This is a genomic window from Acidovorax sp. ACV02, assembly GCF_014851475.1.
Classification (GTDB): Bacteria; Pseudomonadota; Gammaproteobacteria; order Burkholderiales; family Burkholderiaceae_C; genus Acidovorax; species Acidovorax delafieldii.
Genome location: NZ_JACUZU010000002.1, coordinates 274,243 through 296,387, shown reverse-complemented (window position 1 = coordinate 296,387; position 22,145 = coordinate 274,243). Strand labels below are relative to the sequence as shown.

The 22,145-nt window shown below is 67.0% G+C and carries 20 protein-coding genes; 8 read left to right on the top strand and 12 right to left on the bottom strand.

Features of this window, described 5'->3' with window-relative positions; translation table 11 throughout:
* The first annotated feature begins 3 nt into the window (after positions 1-3).
* The gene (locus IB236_RS05260) at positions 4-1,722 is read left to right on the top strand and encodes an NAD(P)-binding protein (RefSeq protein ID WP_192419280.1); all 1,719 of its coding nucleotides are present in this window, start codon (positions 4-6) and stop codon (positions 1,720-1,722) included.
* Positions 1,723-1,742: 20 nt separating this feature from the next.
* On the opposite strand, the gene IB236_RS05255 is transcribed toward IB236_RS05260, so the two are convergent.
* Positions 1,743-1,994 (bottom strand): hypothetical protein, encoded by a 252-nt coding sequence (locus IB236_RS05255; protein ID WP_056056709.1) that lies wholly within the window; start codon positions 1,992-1,994, stop codon positions 1,743-1,745.
* Positions 1,995-2,174: 180 nt separating this feature from the next.
* Between IB236_RS05255 and IB236_RS05250 the strand changes: the two genes are divergently transcribed.
* From IB236_RS05250 to IB236_RS05235, 4 genes are all read left to right on the top strand, one after another.
* Complete coding sequence (locus IB236_RS05250) at positions 2,175-3,530, top strand: esterase-like activity of phytase family protein (protein ID WP_192419279.1); 1,356 nt, start codon at positions 2,175-2,177, stop codon at positions 3,528-3,530.
* 77 nt (positions 3,531-3,607) lie between these two features.
* Positions 3,608-4,312, top strand: coding sequence for a riboflavin synthase (locus IB236_RS05245; protein ID WP_056056705.1), 705 nt, complete (start codon positions 3,608-3,610; stop codon positions 4,310-4,312).
* 17 nt (positions 4,313-4,329) lie between these two features.
* Complete coding sequence (locus tag IB236_RS05240) at positions 4,330-4,830, top strand: GNAT family N-acetyltransferase (RefSeq protein ID WP_056742711.1); 501 nt, start codon at positions 4,330-4,332, stop codon at positions 4,828-4,830.
* A gap of 315 nt (positions 4,831-5,145) precedes the next feature.
* Positions 5,146-5,643: an NUDIX hydrolase gene (locus IB236_RS05235; RefSeq protein WP_056743200.1), complete on the top strand. Its 498-nt coding sequence runs from the start codon at positions 5,146-5,148 to the stop codon at positions 5,641-5,643.
* Positions 5,644-5,691: 48 nt separating this feature from the next.
* On the opposite strand, the gene IB236_RS05230 is transcribed toward IB236_RS05235, so the two are convergent.
* The 5 genes from IB236_RS05230 to IB236_RS05210 all read right to left on the bottom strand — a co-directional run bounded on the left by IB236_RS05230 (position 5,692) and on the right by IB236_RS05210 (position 11,828).
* Positions 5,692-6,825 (bottom strand): DUF3089 domain-containing protein, encoded by a 1,134-nt coding sequence (locus tag IB236_RS05230; RefSeq protein WP_158236093.1) that lies wholly within the window; start codon positions 6,823-6,825, stop codon positions 5,692-5,694.
* 166 nt (positions 6,826-6,991) lie between these two features.
* The gene (locus IB236_RS05225) at positions 6,992-7,969 is read right to left on the bottom strand and encodes a tripartite tricarboxylate transporter substrate binding protein (RefSeq protein ID WP_056056701.1); all 978 of its coding nucleotides are present in this window, start codon (positions 7,967-7,969) and stop codon (positions 6,992-6,994) included.
* A gap of 39 nt (positions 7,970-8,008) precedes the next feature.
* Positions 8,009-9,190, bottom strand: coding sequence for a tricarballylate utilization 4Fe-4S protein TcuB (tcuB, locus tag IB236_RS05220; RefSeq protein ID WP_056056699.1), 1,182 nt, complete (start codon positions 9,188-9,190; stop codon positions 8,009-8,011).
* On the bottom strand, positions 9,177-10,643 hold the full coding sequence (gene tcuA, locus IB236_RS05215) for an FAD-dependent tricarballylate dehydrogenase TcuA (protein ID WP_192419278.1): 1,467 nt from the start codon (positions 10,641-10,643) through the stop codon (positions 9,177-9,179). Before tcuA ends, tcuB begins: the two co-directional genes overlap by 14 nt.
* A 192-nt stretch (positions 10,644-10,835) precedes the next feature.
* Complete coding sequence (locus IB236_RS05210; RefSeq protein WP_015016336.1) at positions 10,836-11,828, bottom strand: LysR substrate-binding domain-containing protein; 993 nt, start codon at positions 11,826-11,828, stop codon at positions 10,836-10,838.
* A gap of 349 nt (positions 11,829-12,177) precedes the next feature.
* Between IB236_RS05210 and IB236_RS05205 the strand changes: the two genes are divergently transcribed.
* Positions 12,178-13,839, top strand: a complete 1,662-nt coding sequence (locus tag IB236_RS05205; RefSeq protein WP_056056694.1) for an L-lactate permease — start codon at positions 12,178-12,180, stop codon at positions 13,837-13,839.
* Positions 13,840-13,960: 121 nt separating this feature from the next.
* Here IB236_RS05205 and IB236_RS05200 read toward each other — a convergent pair whose 3' ends face one another.
* The 3 genes from IB236_RS05200 to IB236_RS05190 form a co-directional block, all read right to left on the bottom strand.
* A complete protein-coding gene (locus tag IB236_RS05200) occupies positions 13,961-15,025 on the bottom strand; it encodes a porin (protein ID WP_192419277.1) in 1,065 nt (354 codons plus the stop codon).
* Positions 15,026-15,113: 88 nt separating this feature from the next.
* The gene (locus tag IB236_RS05195) at positions 15,114-16,112 is read right to left on the bottom strand and encodes a tripartite tricarboxylate transporter substrate binding protein (RefSeq protein ID WP_192419276.1); all 999 of its coding nucleotides are present in this window, start codon (positions 16,110-16,112) and stop codon (positions 15,114-15,116) included.
* 78 nt (positions 16,113-16,190) lie between these two features.
* Positions 16,191-17,282 carry a 4-oxalomesaconate tautomerase gene (locus tag IB236_RS05190; RefSeq protein ID WP_192419274.1) on the bottom strand — a complete coding sequence of 364 codons (1,092 nt, stop codon included), beginning with the start codon at positions 17,280-17,282 and terminating at the stop codon, positions 16,191-16,193.
* A gap of 190 nt (positions 17,283-17,472) precedes the next feature.
* On the opposite strand from IB236_RS05190, the gene IB236_RS05185 reads away from it, so the two are divergent.
* The gene (locus tag IB236_RS05185) at positions 17,473-18,414 is read left to right on the top strand and encodes a LysR family transcriptional regulator (protein WP_056056686.1); all 942 of its coding nucleotides are present in this window, start codon (positions 17,473-17,475) and stop codon (positions 18,412-18,414) included.
* The gene (gene mnmA / locus IB236_RS05180; RefSeq protein WP_192419273.1) at positions 18,411-19,580 is read left to right on the top strand and encodes a tRNA 2-thiouridine(34) synthase MnmA; all 1,170 of its coding nucleotides are present in this window, start codon (positions 18,411-18,413) and stop codon (positions 19,578-19,580) included. The genes IB236_RS05185 and mnmA overlap by 4 nt, the downstream gene beginning before the upstream one ends.
* A 136-nt stretch (positions 19,581-19,716) precedes the next feature.
* On the opposite strand, the gene IB236_RS05175 is transcribed toward mnmA, so the two are convergent.
* From IB236_RS05175 to ssb, 3 genes are all read right to left on the bottom strand, one after another.
* Positions 19,717-20,430, bottom strand: a complete 714-nt coding sequence (locus IB236_RS05175; RefSeq protein WP_192419271.1) for a Bax inhibitor-1 family protein — start codon at positions 20,428-20,430, stop codon at positions 19,717-19,719.
* Between the two features lie 104 nt (positions 20,431-20,534).
* Entirely contained in the window at positions 20,535-21,524 is a 990-nt protein-coding gene (locus tag IB236_RS24290; RefSeq protein WP_225580980.1) for a hypothetical protein, read from the bottom strand.
* Complete coding sequence (ssb, locus tag IB236_RS05165; protein WP_056056677.1) at positions 21,493-22,047, bottom strand: single-stranded DNA-binding protein; 555 nt, start codon at positions 22,045-22,047, stop codon at positions 21,493-21,495. The genes IB236_RS24290 and ssb overlap by 32 nt, the downstream gene beginning before the upstream one ends.
* Between the last annotated feature and the right edge of the window lie 98 nt (positions 22,048-22,145).

The window sequence follows — 22,145 nt, the reverse complement described above, 5'->3', positions numbered from 1 at the left end:
CGCATGACCCCCTGGACCCTGCAGCGCCGCCAGTTCGTGGCGGGCGCCGCCGCCCTGGCCACGGCTGCGCTGGGCGGGTGCGACCGCGCCGTGCCGCCGCTGGAAGGCGGCTTCACCGGCATCAACATGGCACGCGGCCACCAGCTGCGTGAGTGGCTGGCGCGCGGCACCTGGCCCGAGCCCGCCGTGGTGCGCCGCGCGCAGGTCATCATTGCCGGTGGTGGCGTGGCGGGGCTGGCCGCAGCGCGTGCGCTGCGGCTGGCAGGCGTGCAGGACTTTGCGCTGCTGGAGCTGGAAGACACCGCAGGCGGCAACAGCCGGGGCACCGCCGTCAACGGCATCACCTGCCCGCAGGGCGCGCACTACCTGCCCGTGCCTGGCGACGACGCGCGCGAGGTGCAGGACCTGCTGGAGGAGCTGGGCCTGCGCCAGCGTGTGGCCGGGCGCTGGCAGTACGACGAACGCCACCTGTGCCACAGCCCGCAGGAGCGCCTGTACTTCGATGGCGAGTGGCAAGACGGCCTGCTGCCCGTGCAGGGCGTGGGCGAGGCCACGCTGGCGCAGTACCGCCGCTTTGCCCAGGCCGTGGACGCGCAGGCCCGCGCCGCCCGGTTTGCCATGCCCGCACTCAAGCTGTGGACCGCCAAGCGCCCACTGGCGCCCAGCCAGCAGGCGCTGGACGCGATGACGTTTGCCGCCTGGCTGGCGCAGGAAGGGCTGGACGATGCCCACCTGCGCTGGTACCTGGACTACTGCTGCCGCGACGACTACGGCGCCGGGGCCGACCGCGTCTCGGCCTGGGCGGGCATCCACTACTTTGCCAGCCGCCATGGCTTTCATGCGCCCGGCGAGGCCGTGGACGAAGCCCGCGAAAGCGTGCTCACCTGGCCCGAGGGCAATGGCTGGATCACCCGGCGCCTGGCCGAGCCGCTGGCCAACACGTCCCACGGCGGCGGCCAGCTGCGCACCGGCACCAGCGTGCTGCGCATTACCGAAGGCCGCCACGGCGTGGAGGTGGATGCGTTCAATCACGCCACCGACAGCGTGGAGCGCTGGCAGGCGCCACGCTGCATCGTGGCGCTGCCCGTCTTCGTGGCGGCGCGCGTGGTGCAGAACCCGCCCGCCTTCCTCACCGGGGCGGCCCAGCGTCTGTCGTGGGCGCCCTGGCTGGTGGCCAACATCCACATCCAAAGTCCGCTCACCGACCGCCCCGGCGCCGCGCCGGCCTGGGACAACGTCCTGTATGCCGACCCCACGGCGGGGGGCCTGGGCTATGTGAACGCCGGCCACCAGCGCCTGGACACCCGTGCGACGCTGGCCGGCCCCACCGTGCTCACCTACTACCAGGCGCTGGGCGACCGGGCGGACGGCCGCCAGCAGCTGGCCACCCAGCCCTGGCAGCACTGGGCCGACGCCGCCCTCGCCGCCCTGGCGGTGCCGCACCCCGACCTGCGCCAGCGCGCCACGCGCGTGGACATCACCCGCTACGGGCACGCCATGTCCATCCCCACACCGGGTTTGCAGCAGTTTTTGAGCAAAATCGGCCTGGAGCGCAGGTCTTTCATGCCTAAGGTGCTATCAAATGGTGAGCGTGCCGCCTGGCTGCCCACGCCCACCACCGCACGGCTGGCGTTTGCGCATGCCGACTGGTCGGGGTATTCGGTGTTTGAAGAAGCCTTCACGCGCGGGCACGGCGCAGGGCTGGTGGCCGCCGCCGGTTGATTCCTTGGTGCGGAGGATCCCTAGCCGCGCTGCCCGTCCCACCACATCCCCAGGCACAACGCGACGCCCACGGCGTACAGCAGCCAGGTGGCCGAGACCACGTAGGGATAAAACATCAACGCCACGCCCCACCAGCGGGTGCGCGGCTGCTGCGCACGCTTGCCGTGCCAGTACGCCGCCATGCCGATCAGGCCAAACAGGATGGCGCCCACGATGTAGGCCGGGCTGGGCAGCTCCAGGCCGAGGGATTGCAGTGCAGAGAGGGTTTCCATGGCGGGTGCGCAGGCCGTGCGGGTGGGGTGAGGCAGGTGTGATCCCTGCCAGCGGCAAAAGGTCCGTGCATGTGCCCGATTCGGCGTTGCCTGGTGGGGGCGTCGGAGAACCGCTTTTCATGGCGGTGTCACAGGGCGGCGGCATCGTTCACGGTTTTGGCTCTCTTCCCCTTGACCACCATGTCCCGACTGTCCCAAATTGCCGCCTGCGCAGCGCTGCTGTGCGCTGCCGCCACCCCCGCAATCGCCCAGCAGGCCTACCCCGCCACCCTGGCCGGCCACGCCGTGATGCCAGCCCTCACCGTGGTTGCCGCGCCCAAGGACGCGCCGCAAGACCTGCAGGTGGCCGGCAAGTTCACCACCCCCCGCCGTGTGGACGCCGTGGGCAGCGTGATGGGCCAGTCGGGCGGCCGCGACACGGGTGTGTCGTTGCCGTTCCAGGGCCAGCCCCTCCAGGGCCACTCGGGCATCAAGCGCATGGCCGACGGCTCGTTCTGGATCCTGACCGACAACGGCGCGGGCTCCAAGGCCAACTCGCCCGACTTCATGCTGCACCTGAGCCACTACACCGTGGACTTCCAAAGCGGCCAGTTCAACCGCCTCAAGACCCTCTTCCTGCACGACCCCGACAAGAAGGTGCCGTTTCGCATCACCCACGAAGGCACCGACAAGCGCTACCTGACCGGCGCCGACTTCGACCCCGAGAGTTTCCAGTTCGCCGGTGGCGCACTGTGGATCGGCGAAGAGTTTGGCCCCTTCCTCATCAAGGCCGACCTGAACGGCAAGGTGCTGGCCGTGTTCGAGACGCAGGTGGACGGCAAGGTCGTGCGCTCGCCCGATGCGCCCGGTGTGCTGATGCCCGGTGCCCCCGACGCCAAGCCCACGCCGTTTGAAGTCAAGCGCTCCAAGGGCTACGAAGGCATGGCCTCCAGCAAGGACGGCAGCAAGCTCTATGCGCTGCTCGAAGGCGCGCTGTGGAACGACAGCGCCAAGGCGTACGAAAACGTGGGCGGCAAGCAGTACCTGCGTGTGCTCGAATTTGACGTGAAGACCGAGCAATGGACCGGCCGCCACTGGAAGTACGTGCTGGAGGCCAACCACCATGCCATTGGCGACTTCAACATGATCGACGCCAGCATGGGCCTCATCATCGAGCGCGACAACGGCGAAGGCACGGCCGACAAGGCCTGCCCCGAAGGCCAGAAGCGCACGGACTGCTTCCACGACCTCGCCAAGTTCAAGCGCGTCTACAAGGTCGAGCTGAGCGACGCCAATGTGGGCGGCGAGATCCGCAAGGTGGGCTACATCGACCTCATGAACATCCAAGACCCGCAGCGCCTGGCCAAGAAGCCGCTGAACAACGGCGTGTTGACCTTCCCGTTCTTCACCATCGAGAACGTGGACACCGTGGACAGCACGCACATCGTGGTGGGCAACGACAACAACCTGCCCTTCAGCAGCAGCCGCGATCCGAACAAGGCGGATGACAACGAGCTGGTGTTGCTGGAAGTGGGCGAACTCTTGCGCGCCAAGTAACCCGGCGCCAGCGCGCGGTGGGGGCCGGGTGGCAAAATTCCCGGTTCCCCTTCCAACGCTCCACACACCGCGCCACCATGTTCACAGGCATCGTCCAAGCCACGGCAGGCATTGCCGCCATCCACGACCGCGCAGGGCTGCGCACGTTCACGCTCGATTTCCCTGAGGGCTTCTGCCAGGACCTGGCCATTGGCGCCAGTGTGGCCACCGATGGCGTGTGCCTCACGGTCACCGAGATCCTGTCGCCCACGCAGGCCAACTTCGACGTGATGCTGCAGAGCCTGAACATCACCACGCTGGGCAGCTACGGCCAGGGCGACCGCGTGAACGTGGAGCGCGCGGCCAAGGACGGTGCCGAGATCGGCGGCCATCCGCTGTCGGGCCATGTGGACTTCACTGGCACGCTCATCGAGCGGCGCGAGTTTGACAACAACCTGGTGTGGCGCGTGGCCGTGCCCGAGGCGTTTCGCCGCTACATCTTTGCCAAGGGCTACATCGCCATCCACGGCGCCAGCCTCACGGTGGCCGAGGTGAACCGGCAAGAGGGCTGGTTCGAGATCTGGATGATCCCCGAGACCCGCCGCGCCACCGTGTTTGAGAACAAACAGGTGGGCGACCGCCTGAACATCGAGATCGAGCGCAGCACCCAGGTGGTGGTGGACACCGTGCGAGAGGCCGTGCAGGAGAGCCTGGGCCGCCTGCAGCCCGTGCTGGAGGCGCTGTTGAAGGAAAAGGGCCTGTCGCTGGACGACTTCGTGCAGGCGCCCGTGCTGCCGCACTGATCGAACCAAGCTCACTCATGTCCCTGGTGGTGCGCCCGCTGGCGCTGAGCGACCTGGCCGATCTGCTGGCCGTGCAACTGGCCTGCTATGGCGAGGGGTTTGTGGAGAGCGGCGAGGTGTTTGCCCGCCGCCTCGCCAGCCCCGCCAATTGTTCGCTGGTGCTGGAGCAGGGCGGCACGGTGTGTGCCTATCTGGCGGCCTACCGCAGCGTGCGTGGCAAGGTCACCCCGCTGCACGGCGACTTTGAAACCGCTACTGCGCCCGACACGCTGTACCTGCACGACATGGCCGTGCTGCCTGCCCATGCGGGGCAAGGCCTGGCCCATGCGTTGCTGCAGCCCCTGTGGACGCAGGCCCGCGCCGAGGGGCTGCGGCACAGCGCGCTGGTCTCGGTGCAGGGCTCGCAGGCCTACTGGCAGCGGCAGGGCTATGCGCTGCACCCCTTGCAGGACGCCACCCAGCAGGCCCGCCTGGCCAGCTATGGCGAAGGCGCGGTGTACATGGCGCGAGCGCTTTAGAACGTGTTTACGATCTCCCAGAGGTCGCGCAGCGGTCTTTGCGGGATGGGATGCAAGGCGCTGTGCGTAGTGGATAGCTTGGCTATCCACAAGCGCCGCAACGCTGCAGACCGCCCGCAAAGACCACTGCCCGAAGGGTTGGAGCGAAATCGGGTGATTGGACGCCCCAGCTGCTTGCATGGGCATGAGCCCATGCGGCGCATCCGAAGCATCCACTCATCCCGATTGCGCTCCAACGCGATCCCCTGCGAGAGCGTAAACACGTTCTTAGACCTTGTAGGCACAGTGTCACCCGCCCTCGTCATAATGCCCGCCATGCCCCACCGCTGGAAACCCAACGTCACCGTGGCCGCCCTCATCGAGCGCGACGGCCGCTTTCTGCTGGTCGAGGAAGAAACCACCGACGGCCTCAAGCTCAACAACCCTGCCGGCCACCTGGACCCGGGCGAGTCGCCCATCCAGGCCTGCGCGCGCGAGGTGCTGGAAGAAACCGCCCACGACTTCGAGCCCACGGCGCTGATCGGCGTGTACCTCAACCGCTTCACCAAGACGCGCACGGGGGACGACATCACCTACATGCGTTTTGCGTTTGCGGGCACGCTGGGCACGCACCATGACTGGCGCACGCTCGACACCGGCATCGTGCGCACGCTGTGGCTCACGGCCGACGAGATCCGCGCCTGCCCCGAGCGCCACCGCAGCCCGCTGCTGCTGCGCGGCCTGGAGGACTACCTGGCGGGCCAGCGCTTTCCGCTGACGCTGGTGCACACCGACATCTCGGTGACCGAGCCGGACGGCGTGACCGCGCGATAAGCCTTGGTGCCGCACGGGGCTGCGCACCGCCCCCGGTGTGAACAGGCGCTAGTTCGCCTTGGCCTTCCAGGCAGCGCCCTGCTGGCGCACCAGGTCCAGCAGGTTGCCCATCACCACGTTCATGTCGATCAGGTGCAGGCCCCAGTCGTCCAGAGTGCGGTCATTGACCACGATATCGCCCGGCACATCGCTGGGCAGGCTGCCACGCCCATTGCTGTCCAGGCCCAGCGCCAGGTAGTGTGCGGGGCCGTCCTTCACACAGCTTGCACGCATCAGGCCCGGCAGGCTCACAAACGGGGTGCTCACGCCCTCCAGGCCCTGCGCCCATTGCGCACGCAACACGGGCTGCCCCAGCAGGTTGGCCTCGCGGGCCAGCATGCTGCGCAGCGGCTGGCCGCTCAGGCGCACCGGGTCCGTGCAGGCCACCTCGGCGCCCGCCGCATTGCTGCGGCCAAAGCGGGAGTTCGCGGGCGGCGGTGATGTCTCGCGGAACGTGGCGTATGTCACCACACACCCGGTTTGCGCGCCGGTACGGCACAGGGGCAGCGTGGGCAGCGACCCTCCGGTGTCCGCACCCGCAGGGACCATCACGTTGAAGCCGATCAGCAGGGCCGACACCAGGCGCTGCTGCACCGGCTGGCCGTCCACATCGCGCTTGAGCAACTCCAGCAGCATGCGGCTGCCCTGGGAATGCCCCACCAGCACCACGCCCCGGCCCTTGTTGTCATTGGCCAGATAGTGCCGCCACGCGGCGCGCACGTCCTCGATGGCCATCTCCGGGTTCACCCCGGCCGGGTTGCCCGACATGGCCGCGCGCAGCCCCGCCAGCGTGATCTGCCGGTACATGGGTGCAAACGGACGGCACACCGAGGCAAAGGGGGCAAACTGCTGCGCCACCGCCCGCTGCTCACCCGGGCCAGGTTGCAGCGTGCTGTGCGGGTTGGGGTCCTGCGAGATCGTGGGGTACACGTAAAAGCAGTCGATGGGCGCATCAGCCTGCGGCTTGATCACCTGCACCGTGCGTTGGCCTTCGGCGGCCAGCGTGGTGACCGTCTGGTCGGTGCTGCACAGGTCGGCGCGGCCGGGGCGGCACAGCCAGGTATCCGGCGCGTCGTAGTTGGCGGCGGCAGCGGGCTGGGCCAGCGCGGGGGCGACCGCAAAGGCACCGAGCAAAACGGTCAAAAGGGAGGAAATGCGGGCATGCATCGACAGGACTCCTGGGAGGTTTGCCACAGTGTTGCGCACCCGGCGCGGCGGCGGGTGTCGGCTGTGTGACGGTCTCCGGGAAAACGAGGATGGCGGGCGGGCGCCACTGCCCCCGCTGCCGCAGCTCCTGCGCCCGCTTCCATCAGTCCGCCGTCAGCTTGCGTTCCTTGATGATGGTGGCCCACTGGGTCGATTCCTTCTTCATGAAGGCCGTCAGCTCGGCGCGTGTGGTGGGCTGCGGCGTGAGGCCGTGCTTATTCAGCGCCTCTTTCACGCCCGGGTCGTTCAGCACCTTCACGATCTCCTGGTTCCAGCGGTCCAGCAGCGGCGCGGGCGTTTTGCCCGGCGCCACAAAGGCGTACCAGTTGAGCGCCTCAAAGCCCGGATAGCCCGACTCCGCCACGGTAGGGATGTTGGGCAGGTAGGCCGGACGCGTGAGGCCGGTGGTGGCCAGCGGTATGAGCTTGCCCGTCTCCACATGCGGCAGCGCAGTGGGGGGCGCGGCAAAGTACGAGGTCACGCGCTCGCCCAGCAGGTCCTGCAGCGCGGGGGCGCCGCCCTTGTAGGGCACATGGGTCATGTCGATGCCGGCTCGCTGGTTGAACAGTTCACCCGCCAGGTGCGATGCCGAGCCCGCGCCGGTGGAGGCAAAGTCCACGCTGCCGGGCTTCTTCTTGGACAGCTGCACAAACTCGGCCAGCGTCTTCACGCCCGCGCCCTTGTGCACCACCAGCACGTTCGGAAAGTTCACCCCGCCCGACACGGCGGCCAGGTCCTTGAAGGGGTCGTAGGCCACCTTCATCAGGTGGGGCGCAATGGTGAGCGGTCCCACCGACCCGAGCAGCAGCACCGAGCCATCGGCGGGCGCATTGGCCACAAACTGGTGCGCGATGTTGCCGCCTGCGCCACCCTTGTTGTCCACCACCACCGACTGGCCGATGTTCTCGCCCAGCTTCTTGGCGATGAGCCGTGCCGCCGCATCGGCCGCGCCGCCTGCGGCAAAGCCCACGACCAGCGTGACGGGCTTCTTGGGCGGAAAGTCTTGCGCCGCAGCGCCCAAGGCGAGAGGCAGGGTGGCCAGCGCCAAGGCGCAACGCAGCAGGGTTCTTTTGGGGTTCATGGGGGTCTCCTTCATTGTGGGTTGTTGGGGGGCTGGGGATCAGTCGGCGCCCAGGCCGATGGGGTTGGGCTGTCGCTTCTCCACGGCATGGCGCAGCAGCGACGCGGTGCGGAAGATGCCGTGCGCAAACTTGCCGTAGGGCATGGTGGCGAACAGCGCCATCACCGCGCCCAGGTGCAGGCACAGCAGCAGCGGCAGGCCTGCGGTGCCACGCACCGCCCACAGCGCCAGGCCGCTGGTGGCGGTGAGGAACAGCAGGGCGATGAAGGCGCGGTCCATGGGCTTTTGTGCGGCATCGCCGTGTTGCGGGTGGCGGCGCAGGTTCAGCCGCCACAGGCCGGCCGTGCCAACGGCCAGGCTGACACCGCCAATGCCGCCCAGCAGCTTGGGCAGGCTGGGCAGGTCGTACGGTGCAGGCAAGGCCAGCAGGTAGTGGTACAGCGTCGCCACGCTGGTGGCCGCAAAACACAGCATGAAGCCGTAGAACGTGAGGTGGTGCATGCGCCTGCGCGACAGGGTGTAGGCATCGTCCTCGTTGTGGCAGCCATCGCCATGGCCGCCGTCCAGGTACTTGAGGCGCAGCACGGCATCGGTGGCCTCGGCCGTGGCGGGCGCGCTCAGCGGCGCGCCGCTGGTAGCGGGCGTCACGTCGCGCCAGAAGCGGCGCACGCCGAGGCCCAGCGCCAGCACGGCGAACAGGAACACGGGCGCAAACAGGCCCACCAGCAGGTTGTGCGGGAAGATGCCGTAGAAGCCGCCCACAGGGGCCTGCCACAGCGCGGCGATGCCCTGGCCATGCAGCACCACGGCCAGCAGCAGGAACAGCGTGAGCCCGGCCACCAGTGCCAGGGCCAGGGTCAGGCCGTTGCGCTGGTACAGCTGGCCCAGCGCGGGTGGCCAGGCGTAGTCGGCATAGGTCTGGCCGCGCACCTGGGCCATGGCCTGCGGAATGTTCACCGCAAACTCGTGCGGCGGCGCGTACTGGCAGGCGTGCAGGCAGGCACCACAGTTGTGACACAGGTTGGCGATGAAGTGGATGTCGGCCTTGCCAAACTCCAGCCGCCGCGTCATGGCCGGGAACACGGCGCAAAAGCCTTCGCAGTAGCGGCAGGCGTTGCAGATCTGCAGCTGGCGCGCCACCTCGGTCTCGGGCGCAGACAGCACGATGTCGCCATTTGCCAGCGCCCGGGCGTCGCGCGTCAGGGCCTCAAGCGTTTGCATGGTTTGCTCCTTGTTTTGTAGCGTTTGAGGCATGTTCGACTAGCGCTACCGGGCGTTTGGAGGCCAAAGCTGCCTGCGTGCCCGCAATGCGGCCAAACGCAGTGCCAATGCTCATGCCCACGCCGGCGGTGTAGCCTTTGCCCAGCACGTTGCCGGCCATCATTTCGCCGGCCACAAACAGGTTGGGGCTGGGCTGGTTGTTAAAGCGCACCGCAGCCGTGTCGTCGGTGTGCAGACCCAGGTAGGTAAAGGTGACGCCAGGCTTGAGCGCATAGCCGTAGAACGGGCCGGTGTCGATGGGCCGGGCCCAGTGTGTCTTGGCGGGTGCCACGCCTTCGGTATGGCAGTCGTCCAGCGTGGTGTGGTCGAACTGGCCCACGCGGCAGGCGGCGTTGTAGGTATCGAGCGTGCGGGTGAAGGTGTCCACGGGCAGGCCGAGCTTTTGCGCCAGCTCGGGCAGCGTGTCGGCCTTTACGCCCGGGAACACGGGCGGCATGAAGCGGCCAATGGCCTTGCTGTCGATGATGGAGTAGCCGATCTGCCCCGGCTGCTGCGCCACCAGGCGGCCCCAGATGGCATAGCGCTTGGGCCAGAAGTCCTCGCCCTCGTCGTAGAAGCGTTCGCCCGCGCGGTTGACCACCACGCCCAGCGACACGCAGTCGATGCGCGTGCAGATGCCGCCGTCGTACAGCGGCGCGCGCGCGTCGATGGCCACCATGTGCGCCTGCGTGGGGTCGCCGATGCGGTCGGCGCCGTGGTCGTCGAGCAGGTGCTTGAGCAGCACGCCCTTGTTGTAGGCCGTGCCGCGGATCAGGAAGTTGTCGGCCGGCCACTCGCCGCGCTCGTTCTGGCCCCAGGCTTCGCGCAGCCATTCGCGGTTCGATTCAAAGCCGCCCGCGGCCAGCACGCAGCTCTTGGCGGCAATGCGCTCGCCGTTGGCCAGGTGGGCTGCGACGAAGTGGGGGCCCTCCATCTCGATGCGCTCCACGGGCGCTTCGTAGCGGATCTGCACGCCCAGCTGCTCCGCGCTGCGGTAGTAGGCATTGACCAGCGCCTTGCCGCCGCCCATGAAGAACGCGTTGGTGCGCGCCACATGCAGCGTGCCCGCCAGCGCGGGCTGGAAGTGCACGCCGTGGCGGCGCATCCAGGGCCGGCAGGTGCTCGACTCGCGGATCACCAGGCGCGCCAGGTGTTCGTTGGTCAGCCCGCCCGTCACCTTGAGCAGGTCTTGCCAGAACTCTTCCTCGGGGTAGGCATCGACCAGCACGTCCTGCGGCGCATCGTGCATGCAGCGCAGGTTGCGCGTGTGGGCCGAGTTGCCGCCGCGCCAGGCGCGTGGGGCGGATTCGAGCAGCAGCACGCTGGCGCCCGCCTCGCGCGCCATCAGGGCGGCGCACAGGGCAGCGTTGCCGCCGCCGATGACCAGCACATCGACCACAGCATCGCCGCTCATGGCCGGTGGCTCCAGGCGGTGCGTTGCGCGCGGGGGTATGAAGAAGGGGGTGTGGGGCCCATGGGGTGTCTCCTGGCGTGGTCGCCGTGTCGTTCATCGGGGTGATGGCGACTGTAGGGAGACGCAGGCCCGCTGTGCAGCGGGTTCAGGTCATGGGGGTATCACGGATCGTGATGGCTGCGGGGTGGCCGCTCAGGCGCTGGTGTCTTGTCCGCCTATCCATGTCGTGCCAAACCACTGGCCGCTCGTCACCAATTCACGCACGCAGTCCGTCAGCACCACCCGCGCGGCCAGCGCAGCGGGCGAGAGCTCTTCGTCGGGCAGGCTGCACAGCAGGTTGACGCGGCGTGCGGGCGCGTCGGTGAGGCGCGCGCACTGAAAGCGCTCGGCCGCATCGGGGTAGCGGCCCATGGCGGCCCAGGGCTGTACGGTGGAGCCCAGGCCCGCGTCCACGGCGGCCATCACCATGGCGAGCGAGTCCACCTCCAGCACCACGTGCGGCGCCACGCGGTCGCGGGCAAAGGCGGTGTCCAGCGTGCTGCGCAGGCCGTGTGGGCCGGTGGGCAGGATCAGCGGCTCTTGCACCAGCTCGGCGACGGTGATGGTTTCCGGCAGCTGCCGGCCACGGGGGTGGCCGGGGCCCTCCCCTCGGTCACGGGCGCAGATGAGGAACAGGTCCTCCTCCAGCAGCGGCGCCATGTCCCAGCGGCGCGCGCCGGTGGCCTGCTGCGCCTGGTGCAGGCGGGTGTCGAACAGCACGGCCAGGTCCAGCTCGCGCGCATGCAGCATGGCTGTGAGGTGGCCCGACATGCTCTCCACCATGTGCAGCCGCACGTCCGGGTAGCGTGTGCGCATGGCCTGCATCAGCGGCAGGCCCAGCACGCCCGACGTGGTGGGCGCCAGCCCCACGGTGACAGTGCCCGACAGCCGCGCCTGCTGCGCTGCGCGCACGGCCTGGTCGGCATGGCGCAGGGTGAGCTGCGCCTCGCGAAAGAACGCCAGCCCCGCCTCGGTGGGCGTCACGCCACGCGGCGTGCGCTGCAGCAGCCGCGTGGCCAGCTCGCTCTCCAGCCGGGTGATCTGCTGGCTGAGCGCGGACTGCACCACGTCCAGGTCCAGCGCAGCGCGGCTCATGGAGCCTTGCTCCACCACACGCACGAAATAGCGCAGTTGTCTCAGTTCCATGGCGCCCTTTTGGTCATGCGGCACTGTACTCCGGCGTGTCCGTTGCCCCGGGAGCACAAATACACCGGTGCCGCCACTCGCACCTGACTCGTTGGCGACTGCGTGCGGCGCGCGCAACGCAGCACTTTCAGCAGGCTGACGCCGTTGCTCCGGGTAAACACGCAGTCCGTGCATCCGGGGCGCGTCAATTCCCTGTGGAAGCTGGGGACTTGAAATTATTTGCACCGCCGGTGGACTGCATTTCAAGAGCGCCACCAGCGCTTTCCCGAAGAATCCGCCGGCGAGCTGGCACAGGCGAATGCTGCGCCCGCATCTTTTCACTTCAACCCTTTCCGAACGGAGACAGGCCATGATCTGGCAACAAATCTACAACCCGGCGGGCAATATGGTTGCGTCCACCGCGCTGGCCGCGATCCCGGTGATCATCATGCTGGCCGCCCTGGGGTTCTTTCACATCAAAGCCCACATCGCTGCCGGCATGGGGCTCATCGCAGCGCTGGTGGTGGCCATATTCGCTTATGGCATGCCCGCCGAGATGGCGGGTCGCGCCGCCTTGTATGGCGGTTTTGTGGGGCTGCTGCCAATCGGCTGGATCGTGCTGAACATCATTTTTCTGCACCAGCTGACTGAGCAGAACGGTAGCTTCAAGGTGCTGCAGGACTCGCTGTCCAACATCACGGAAGACCGCCGCATCCAGCTGCTGCTGATCGCATTTTGCTTTGGCGCATTCTTTGAAGGGGCCGCCGGTTTTGGCACGCCCGTGGCAGTCACTGCCGCGATCCTGATCGGGTTGGGCTTCTCGCCACTCGCTGCCTCGGGGCTGTCGTTGATCGCCAATACCGCCCCCGTGGCGTTTGGTGCACTGGGCACGCCAGTGATCACGCTGGCCAAGGTGCACGGCTACGACCTGATGGAGGTGACGGCCATGATCGGCCGCCAGCTGCCCTTCTTCTCGGTGCTGGTGCCGTTCTGGCTGATCTGGGCGTTTGCCGGGCGCAAGGCGATGTGGGAAATCTGGCCCGCCATTCTGGTCGCCGGTGTGTCGTTTGCCATTCCGCAGTTCCTGGTCTCCAACTACATCGGCCCTGAGCTGGTGGACATCATTGCGGCCATCGTCTCCATGGCGAGCCTGATCGCGTTCCTGCGCGTGTGGCAGCCCAAGAAGATCTGGACCTCGCCCTCGATGCGCGGCCACGACCCCAGTGCCGGCGAAACCAAGCCCGCCCAGGCCCCGGTGCGCTATTCACGCGCCCAGCTGATCAATGCCTGGATGCCCTGGGTGATCCTGTCGGTGTGTGTGTTTGTCTGGGGGCTGCCATCGGTCAAGGCATGGCTCAATGGCATTTTCTCGCCAGCCTTCCCGATGGACGGGCTGCACAACCTCATCGAGAAGATGCCGCCTGTGGTGCCCAAGCCCACCAAGGAAGGTGCGGTCTACACGCTGAACCTGCTGTCGGCCACCGGCACGGGCATCTTGCTGTCTGCACTGGTCAGCGCCCTGCTCATGCGCTACAGCCCCGTCGCTATCGTTGGTACGTTCTTCCGCACCGTCTGGCTGGTGCGCTATTCGCTGCTGACCATCGTGCTCATGCTGGCACTGGGCACGCTCACCCGCTACTCGGGCACGGACACCACCCTGGGTCTGGCGTTTGCCAACACCGGTGTGCTGTACCCCTTCTTTGGCACCCTCATGGGGTGGCTGGGTGTGGCGCTGACCGGCTCGGACACGGCCTCCAACGTGCTGTTCGGGGGCATGCAGAAGGTGGCGGCCGAACAGCTGGGCCTTTCGCCCAACCTCATGGGCGCCGCCAACAGCTCGGGCGGCGTGATGGGCAAGATGATCGATGCGCAGTCGATTGTTGTGGCCTCTACCGCCACCCGCTGGTTCAACCATGAAGGGGACATCCTGCGCTTCGTCTTCTTCCACTCGATCGCGCTGGCCTGCCTGGTGGGGCTGTTGGTGAGCCTGCAGGCTTATGTGTGGCCCTTCACGTCCATGGTGGTGCGATAGCGGGTCGACAGAGTCTCCCTTCCGGCCCCCTGCGGCGGGTGTGCGCCGCGCCACCGGGGGCTTTGGGGCATAAGCCTCCAAGAGACCTGTGCCCAGCGCCCGCCGTATCGGCCTACAGGGCTCAGAACGTGTGCACCACACCGGCCGAGATGCCGGTGGCCGTGGCCTTGTTCGCCACACCCTGGAAGCCGTTGCGCCAGCGGGTGTTGTCCAGCTCGGCATACACCTTGGTGCGGCGCGAGAGCTTGTATTCGGCAAACGCCACCAGGCGGCCGTAGCCGTCGTCGGCGGCGCCGGTGCGCGAGCGGTCCACCTTGTAGTAGGCCGCTGTGAGGTCCACCCACGGGGTGGCCGCCCAGGTGCCACCGGCGGACAACACGCGCTGCACAGTGAAGCGGCCTGCCGCCGTTTCGGCCTTGTTGCGGCCGGCATTGGCGGCCAAGCGCACGTTGCCCCACTGGTACGCGGCGCCCAGCGTGGTGGCGTCCAGTGCGCGTTTGTTGGTGTCGTTGAAGCTCTGGTAGGCGCCGGATACCACGAAGCCATCCGCAGCCCAGGCCAGGCCCACGCCGCGTGACGACAGGGCCGAGGCCTGCGATGCGACCTCGCCAACGCCCCACATGGCACGCGCCGTGAAGCCGCCGAAGCGGCCCGTGTACTTCAGTGAATTGTCCAGCCGGTACGAGCCCGAGTTGGCGCCTGCGCTGCCGTACTCGATGCCCAGGCCATGCTGGCTCAGCGCCGTCACGCCGATGTTGGGGTTGAAGCTGGCAAAGCGCATGGCCAGCGGGTCCACGGGCGAGATGGCGTCGGCCAGCGTCGTGGTCTGGCGGCCCAGGGCCAGCGTGCCCCAGCCGCCCTGCAGGCCCACCCAGGATGCGCGGTCGAAGTATTTGGTGGCGTTGGCCGGGGCACCCGAGTCGGCGTTGAGGCCGCTCTCCAGGTTGAACAGCGCCTTGGCGCCGCCGCCCAGGTCTTCACTGCCCCGCAGGCCCCAGCGGCTGGTGGTGTGGATGCCGCTGCCCAGGCTGCGGCTGGAGCCGGCCGTGGGCGCGTTGGATGCGGTGAGGCCGCTGCCATTGCGCAGGCCCAGGTCCACCACGCCGTACAGCGTCACATCAGTGCCTTGTGCCATCGCGCAGTGGCCGACCAATGCAGCGCAGGCCGCTGCCATCTTCGTTTTCATGGGTGTCTCCTCTTGTTGAAATGCGGGCATGTGTGCCGCTGAGGGGCGGTGGCGCCCCTCTGTCTCCCAGAGCCTTCTTCGCAGGGGCTCAATCGGGTGTGAGCTGGGCCTTGACCACCACACCCTTCCACTTGGCGAGTTCCTGCTTCACCGTCAGGGCCAGTTGCTCGGGCGTGCTGGTGTCCACCACCGCGCCTTGTTCCTCGATGCGGCGCACCACGTCCTTGTCGGCCAGTGCGGTGTTCAAGGTCTTGTTGAGCAGGTCGATCACCGGGCGGGGCGTCTTGCCGGGTGCGAACAGGGCGTACCACTGGGTGATCTCCACACCCTTGATGCCTGCCTCGTCCAGCGTGGGCACATCGGGCAGAAGCGACGAGCGCTTGGGCCCGGCCAGCGCCAGGGCGCGCAGCTTGCCGCCCTTCACGTGCGGGTAGGCCGAGAACAGACTGGGAAACATCACCTGCGTCTGCCCGGCCATGGTGTCGTTCATGGCGGGGGCTGCGCCCCGGTAGGGCACATGGGCCATCTGGGCGCCACTTTCGAGCTTGAAGATTTCCGCCGAGAAGTGTGGGGCTGTGCCGTTGCCGGCCGATGCGTAGTTGAAGTCGTGGGGCTTGGCCTTGCTCAGCGCCACCAGTTCGCCCACCGTCTTGGCCGGCACCTTGGGATTCACCACCATCAGCGTGGGCGAGTAGCTCACCATGCCGATGGGCTCGAACTGCGTGATGGGGTCGTAGCGCAGCTTTTGCAGCGCGGGGCTCATGCCGTGGGTGCCGATGTAGCCAAACAAGATGGTGTGCCCATCGGGTGCCGCACGGGCCACGTATTCGGCCGCAATGGCGCCATTGGCCCCCGCCTTGTTCTCCACGATGACCTGCTGGCCCAGCAGGGTGGAGAGCTTGATGGCCACCACGCGCGCCATGCCGTCGTTGCCGCCCCCGGCGGCGGTGGGCACGACCAGCGTGATGGGCTTGTCGGGATAGGCCGCATGGGCGGTGCCTGCGGCCCAGAAGGCGCTGGACGCAAGCGCCAGCGCAGCCGTGGCCAGCGCCGTGCGGCGCGTGTTGGAGTGAATGGAACGGGGCATGGTTTGTCTCCTGTCGTAATGGTTGGAATCGTCGAAATCGTTGGGAGGGCGCTGCGCAAGCGGTGCCCTGAAGAGCGCTCAGTGCGCGGGGGCGCTTTCGGGCACAAACAGCGTGCCTTCCAGAATCTTTCGGGCAGTGCGCACCAGCGCGGCCTGCACCAGCTTGAACTGGCCATCCACCGCGCTGAGCTCCACCTCCACCTGGATGCGGCCTGCCGGGTGTTGCACTTCCACGCGGCGCAGCCCGGCGGCGGGTGCATGCCGTTCGTCGGTGGCCACGGTGCCCGGCAGTACCGAGGCCGCCGCCACGCCAATTGCGCCCGTCACCGCATGCGAGCGGTGGCACTGGTGGGGGGTGAAGTAGCGCGACACCACGCTGCCCGGTTGCGCGCCCGGTGACACGATCACCGGCTTGGGCAGCACGCTGTGTGTCACATCGCCCATGCCCATGCGCTGGCCTGCTTCGAGGCGCAGGGCCTCGATGCGGGTGAGCAAGGCGGTGTTGGCGTCCAGCTCGGCAGGTGTCTCGTCGCCGCGCAGGCCCAGGTCGGCGGCGCGCAATAGCACCATCACCTGCGCCGCGTCGATGCAGGTGACCTGCAGGCCCTGGATGGTGTCGATGCGCTGGCCGGTGGGAAAGATCTGCCCGGTGACGGCGCCCCAGGCGTCCAGGAAGTTCATCAGCACGGGGGCTGCCGTGCCCTGCACGCCGTCGATGCGCACATCGCCGTCGTAGTGCACCTGGCCGCCCGCCGTGCACACCTGCACGTCGATGCGGGAGCGGGTGTTGACGTTGTAGACCCGCACGGTGGTGGTCTGGCCTGCGCGGTCTGCGGGGACCAGCCCCTGCTCGATGGCGAAGGGCCCCACACCGGCCAGCATGTTGCCGCAGTTGGGTCGTGTGTCCACGCGGGCCTCCTGCACACTGACCTGGGCAAACAGGTAGTCCACATCGCAGTCGGGCTGCGTGGAGCGCGAGACGATGGCGACCTTGCTGGTCAGCGAGTTGCCTCCGCCCAGGCCGTCGATCTGCAGCTCATGGGGCGATCCCAGGGCTGCAATCAGCGTGCGGTCGCGGGCTTCGGGGTCGCGCGGCAGCCAGTCGGCCAGGAAGAACGGCCCCCGGGAAGTGCCGCCACGCATCAGAACGCAAGGAATGTTGGTGCTCATGGGTCGGCATGGTGCGACGCCTTCGATGATCTGTGAATTGCATTGTTGGCAACGATTGATGCATGCTGTGCAATAGGCTTACGTGGCTTGTACATGCTCCAATTACGGCCGTGAATTGCAATGTTCTGATCGTTTGATGCACGGCTTGCAACGCTGACAACACCCTGAAGCGCACTGGAAGGACGCCGCGATGAACAACAAATTCGACCTTGCCGACATCCAGGCCTTTGCGGCTGTGGCCGAGCTGCAGAGCTTTCGTGCGGCCGCCGAGGCCATCCACCTGTCGCAGCCCGCTTTCAGCCGCCGCATCGACAAGCTCGAAGAAGCCCTGGGTGTGCGCCTGCTCGACCGCACCACGCGCCGCGTCACGCTCACGGCAGTGGGGCGCGACTTTGCGCGCAAGACCCGCGTGTGGCTGGACGACCTGGACGGCATGCTCATGGGCCTGGGCGATGTGGCCGCGCGGCGCATGGGCGAGGTCACGATTGCCTGCGTGCCCTCGGCCGTGTATTACTTCCTGCCGCAGGTGGTCAAGCGCTACCACGAGCGGTTTCCGAAAATCCGCGTCAAGGTGCACGACGCCAGCGCTAACGAGGTGCTGGTGGCCGTGGCGCAGGGCGATGCGGACTTTGGCCTGAACTTCATCGGCAGCCAGGAGGCCGAGATCGAGTTCAAACCCGTGCTGGCCGAGCGTTTTGTGGCCGCCTGCCGGCGCGACCATGTGCTGGCGCGCCGCAAGAAGGTGAGCTGGGCCGAGCTGGGCCAGCATGACTTCATGTCGGTGGGCAAGACCTCGGGCAACCGCCTGCTCATGGACCTGGCGCTGGCCAACGTGCCCGACCGGCCCCAGTGCCTGTACGAGGCCAAGCACGTGACCACGCTGCTGGGCCTGGTGGAGGCAGGCCTGGGCGTGGCGGCCGTGCCCAGCCTGGCCATGCCGGGCAAGGACCACCCCACGCTGGTCAGTATTCCGCTGGTGGAGCCCATCGTCACGCGGCAGATGGGGCTGATCAAGCGCCGGGGCAAAACCCTGTCGCCTGCCGCGCAGCAGCTGTATGACCTGCTGGTGGCTACGCGTTCTGCGCGCCCGCGCAGTGCCCCGGCGGCATCAAAAATACAATCGGGGCAATGACTTCCCCTACCAAACAGCGCGTTGTCGTCGGCCTTTCCGGCGGCGTGGACTCGGCCGTGACCGCCTACCTGCTCAAAAAGCAGGGCCATGAGGTGGTCGGCATCTTCATGAAAAACTGGGAAGACGATGACGACAGCGAGTACTGCTCGTCCAACATCGACTTTGTGGATGCCGCCGCTGTGGCCGATGTGATCGGCATCGAGATCGAGCATGTGAACTTCGCGGCCGACTACAAGGACCGGGTGTTTGCCGAGTTCCTGCGCGAGTACCAGGCTGGCCGCACACCCAACCCCGATGTGCTGTGCAACGCCGAGATCAAGTTCAAGGCCTTCCTGGACCACGCGATGCGCCTGGGTGCGGAGAAGATCGCCACCGGCCACTATGCCCGCGTCCGGCACAACCTGGCCACGGGCCTGCATGAATTGCTCAAGGGCCTGGACCCGAGCAAGGACCAGAGCTACTTTCTGCACCGCCTGAACCAGGCGCAGCTGTCCAAGACCCTTTTCCCCGTGGGTGAGCTGCACAAGACCGAAGTGCGCCGCATTGCCGAGGAGATCGGCCTGCCGAACGCCAAGAAGAAGGATTCCACCGGCATCTGCTTCATCGGTGAGCGGCCCTTCCGCGAGTTTCTGAACCGCTACATCAGCCATGCGCCCGGGCCCATTCTGGACGACCGGGGACGCAAGCTGGGTCAGCATGTGGGCCTGAGTTTCTACACGCTGGGCCAGCGCCAGGGCCTGGGCATTGGGGGCGTGAAGGAAAAGGGCGCCCAGCGCGGTGGCGGCGCGCACGAGCCCTGGTTCGTGGCCCGCAAGGACCTGGAGAAAAACACGCTGCGGGTGGTGCAAGGTCACGGCCACCCCTGGCTGTTGTCGCACCGCCTGGTGGCGCAGGACGTGAGCTGGTGCGCTGGGCAGGCCCCGGGGCCCGGCGCCTACGCTGCCAAGACGCGCTACCGCCAGCAGGACGCAGCGTGCGCGCTGGAGACCGTGCCCGATGGCTTTGCGCTGCAGTTTCCGGACGCCCAATGGGCCGTGACGCCCGGGCAGAGCGCGGTGCTGTACGACGGTGATGTCTGCCTGGGCGGTGGCGTGATTGCTGCCGTGGAGGGGTTGCCGCAGCCCACCGGCCATGCGCCGACGGTGCAGCCAGCCATGGCCCGTTGATACTTCAAAATTGATAGCTGTCAGGGCAATGGAATCCAGCGCTTGCGCCTGATTTGTCTTGAAACTCTCTTTCCAGATGCAAAAAAGCCGGGGCGGTGATCGCTCCGGCTTTTTTGTGGGGCGGTGCCCCGGCGTGTCAGTCGTCGTTCGTGGCCAGGCTGATCAGGATGCGCAGCACGTACCAGAGCATGAGCGCAATCGATGCGAACAGGTGCAGCGCTGCGCCGGCGGGGCGGTCTGCAGGGTAGTCGTGGATGATGCACGAGGTGTCGTACAGCACGCAGGCGCCCGCAAACAGCACCATGAGCCCTGAGAACCAGATGCCCAGCTTGAAGCCGAAGATGGCGCCCGCGATGATGGTGCCCAGTGCCACCAGGCCCGCCACCTTCAGGATGCCGCCCAGGAACGAAAAGTCGGTCTTGCTGCTGAACGCCGTCCAGGTGAGCGCCGCCACCAGCAGCAGCGTGATGAAGGCGGCAGCGCCGATGGCACCGGGCACCAAAAGCTGGGCAATGCCGAACATCGGGGCAAAGATGAGCCCTTCCGCCAGCACGTAGAGGCCCAGGCCCATCAGCTGTGTCTGAGGGTTGTCCGAGTTGTCGGCCAGGTGCGATGCCAGCCAGCCCACGAGCATAAAAGCGCCCATGACCCCCAGCCACAGGAATTTGCTACCGCTGGCCATGAGCATCTTGGCCGCGGCGGTGGAAAGTCCGCTCACCATCAGCACCGCCGACAGCACGACAAAGGCCAGAATGGCCACGCCCAGGTGCTTGTAGGTAGAGACGATGAAATCGCGCCGCTCCATCGGAGCGCCCGCAGGGGTTTGTGGCGAAAGTGCGTTGGGGTTCATGGTGTGGTCCTCCGTAGTGAGCGCGCAGGTTGGCGCAAACGATGGGAGGAGCGCGCCCCGGGCGCTGCCCCTCCCTCCCTCTCTCTTTTTATGGGGTATGGCCGTCAGGCGGCGGCCAGCTGGTGTGCTTCGTCGGCGGCGCGCAGCTTGCGGTTGGACCACACGCCTGCCGCTCCCACCAGCGTGAGCAAAATGGCAAAGATCCAGGTGCCTGCGCCGCTGAAGGACTGCGCGGAAGAGGCGGCTTCGGCCTGCAGCCGCTGTTTGGTGGTGTCGTAGCTGATAACGGTCGCGCCGTCTGCCGATACTTCATAGACCAGGTCGCTGTCGCTGCCATCGACCAAGGCGGTGACTTTTTCGTCGATCAGGTTGCCCACCAGCTGCTGCGGTGTGCTGTGGTCGATGCGCAGCTTGCGCGCCTCGGCACCAGCGGTGTCGGGCTGGACCGTGATTTCGTAGTACTTCTTGGTTGTACGACGCTTGCGCTTGACGGTGACTTCAGAGGCCTGCGTCACGGTACCGGACACGGTCTGCAGGCTTTCGCGCGCCACGTAGGCGTGGCCATCTTCCGCCTTCCAGCCGCTGTACACCGACAGCCCGATGAGCCCCGGACCCGCCAGCAGCAGGAGCCACGCGTAGCCAGTGACAAATATCAAAATCTTTCGGACGAACCCCGGCATCACAACCCTCTCTCTTTTCAGTTTGGAATATTGATTTTGGTAACTGCTGGCCGCCGGGTTTTGCACCTCTTTGGCGAGCCAGACCGCGATGATCTTTGATATTTCCGTATCGAATGTAAGGAATTGTTGGTTTGTTGCGGTGGTGCCGAACTGGACAAAACTGAGAAGCGGCGCCCGTGAGCGCCGTTGTAAAAGCCATCGCTCCATGGCCGCGCTGGCGCTTGTGAGTCGGGCGGGCTCCAGCACCTCCTGTTGCGAGTTGCTACGTTTTGACGCCCACAGGCGACGTTTTCCGTGGGGTTGGGCATGCCTTGCGCACAGACGAAAAAAAGCCCGCACCTTGCGGGTGCGGGCTGGGTACTGAATCCGGTGCCAGAAGCTGTCAGAACGGAATGTCGTCGTCCATGTCGTCAAATCCGGAGGCCGCGCGCGGTGCCTGTGCCACGGGAGCGGGTGCAGGGCGCTGAGCGGGGGCGGCCATGGGGCGCGGCGCTGGCGCTGCACGGCGCGGGGCCTGGTCGTAGCCACCCTGGTCGCCACCGTAACCGTCGTCGTATCCACCGCCTTGCTGTCCGCCGCCCTGTCCGCCACCGCCCATGCCCTGGCGGCTGCCCAGCATCTGCATCTGGTCGGCGCGGATTTCGGTGCTGTACTTTTCAACGCCGCTTTGGTCGGTCCACTTGCGGGTACGCAGGCTGCCCTCTACATACACCTGCGAGCCTTTGCGCAGGTACTGGCCGGCGATTTCGGCCAGGCGGCCGTTGAAGACCACGCGGTGCCACTCGGTGGCTTCCTTCATTTCGCCAGACTGCTTGTCTTTCCACTTGTCGGTGGTGGCAATCGTCACGTTGGCCACCTGATCGCCACTGGGGAAGGTGCGCATTTCAGGGTCGCGGCCCAGGTTGCCGACGATGATGACTTTGTTTACGGATGCCATGGTGCTGTCTTTGCCTTTAAGGGATAAAAGCGCCGGATTTGGAGAGAGATTCCAGGCGCCAAACGCTCCATTGTGCCGCAACCGGGGGGCAATGGAAG

Excerpts from the sequence above, each read along its gene's own strand:
- IB236_RS05260 (WP_192419280.1), top strand. The coding sequence starts at position 4 with ATGACCCCCTGGACCCTGCAGCGCCGCCAGTTCGTGGCGGGCGCCGCC.
- IB236_RS05255 (WP_056056709.1), bottom strand. The coding sequence starts at position 1,994 with ATGGAAACCCTCTCTGCACTGCAATCCCTCGGCCTGGAGCTGCCCAGC.
- IB236_RS05250 (WP_192419279.1), top strand. The coding sequence starts at position 2,175 with ATGTCCCGACTGTCCCAAATTGCCGCCTGCGCAGCGCTGCTGTGCGCT.
- IB236_RS05245 (WP_056056705.1), top strand. The coding sequence starts at position 3,608 with ATGTTCACAGGCATCGTCCAAGCCACGGCAGGCATTGCCGCCATCCAC.
- IB236_RS05240 (WP_056742711.1), top strand. The coding sequence starts at position 4,330 with ATGTCCCTGGTGGTGCGCCCGCTGGCGCTGAGCGACCTGGCCGATCTG.
- IB236_RS05235 (WP_056743200.1), top strand. The coding sequence starts at position 5,146 with ATGCCCCACCGCTGGAAACCCAACGTCACCGTGGCCGCCCTCATCGAG.
- IB236_RS05225 (WP_056056701.1), bottom strand. The coding sequence starts at position 7,969 with ATGAACCCCAAAAGAACCCTGCTGCGTTGCGCCTTGGCGCTGGCCACC.
- tcuB (WP_056056699.1), bottom strand. The coding sequence starts at position 9,190 with ATGCAAACGCTTGAGGCCCTGACGCGCGACGCCCGGGCGCTGGCAAAT.
- tcuA (WP_192419278.1), bottom strand. The coding sequence starts at position 10,643 with ATGAGCGGCGATGCTGTGGTCGATGTGCTGGTCATCGGCGGCGGCAAC.
- IB236_RS05210 (WP_015016336.1), bottom strand. The coding sequence starts at position 11,828 with ATGGAACTGAGACAACTGCGCTATTTCGTGCGTGTGGTGGAGCAAGGC.
- IB236_RS05205 (WP_056056694.1), top strand. The coding sequence starts at position 12,178 with ATGATCTGGCAACAAATCTACAACCCGGCGGGCAATATGGTTGCGTCC.
- IB236_RS05200 (WP_192419277.1), bottom strand. The coding sequence starts at position 15,025 with ATGAAAACGAAGATGGCAGCGGCCTGCGCTGCATTGGTCGGCCACTGC.
- IB236_RS05195 (WP_192419276.1), bottom strand. The coding sequence starts at position 16,112 with ATGCCCCGTTCCATTCACTCCAACACGCGCCGCACGGCGCTGGCCACG.
- IB236_RS05190 (WP_192419274.1), bottom strand. The coding sequence starts at position 17,282 with ATGAGCACCAACATTCCTTGCGTTCTGATGCGTGGCGGCACTTCCCGG.
- IB236_RS05185 (WP_056056686.1), top strand. The coding sequence starts at position 17,473 with ATGAACAACAAATTCGACCTTGCCGACATCCAGGCCTTTGCGGCTGTG.
- mnmA (WP_192419273.1), top strand. The coding sequence starts at position 18,411 with ATGACTTCCCCTACCAAACAGCGCGTTGTCGTCGGCCTTTCCGGCGGC.
- IB236_RS05175 (WP_192419271.1), bottom strand. The coding sequence starts at position 20,430 with ATGAACCCCAACGCACTTTCGCCACAAACCCCTGCGGGCGCTCCGATG.
- ssb (WP_056056677.1), bottom strand. The coding sequence starts at position 22,047 with ATGGCATCCGTAAACAAAGTCATCATCGTCGGCAACCTGGGCCGCGAC.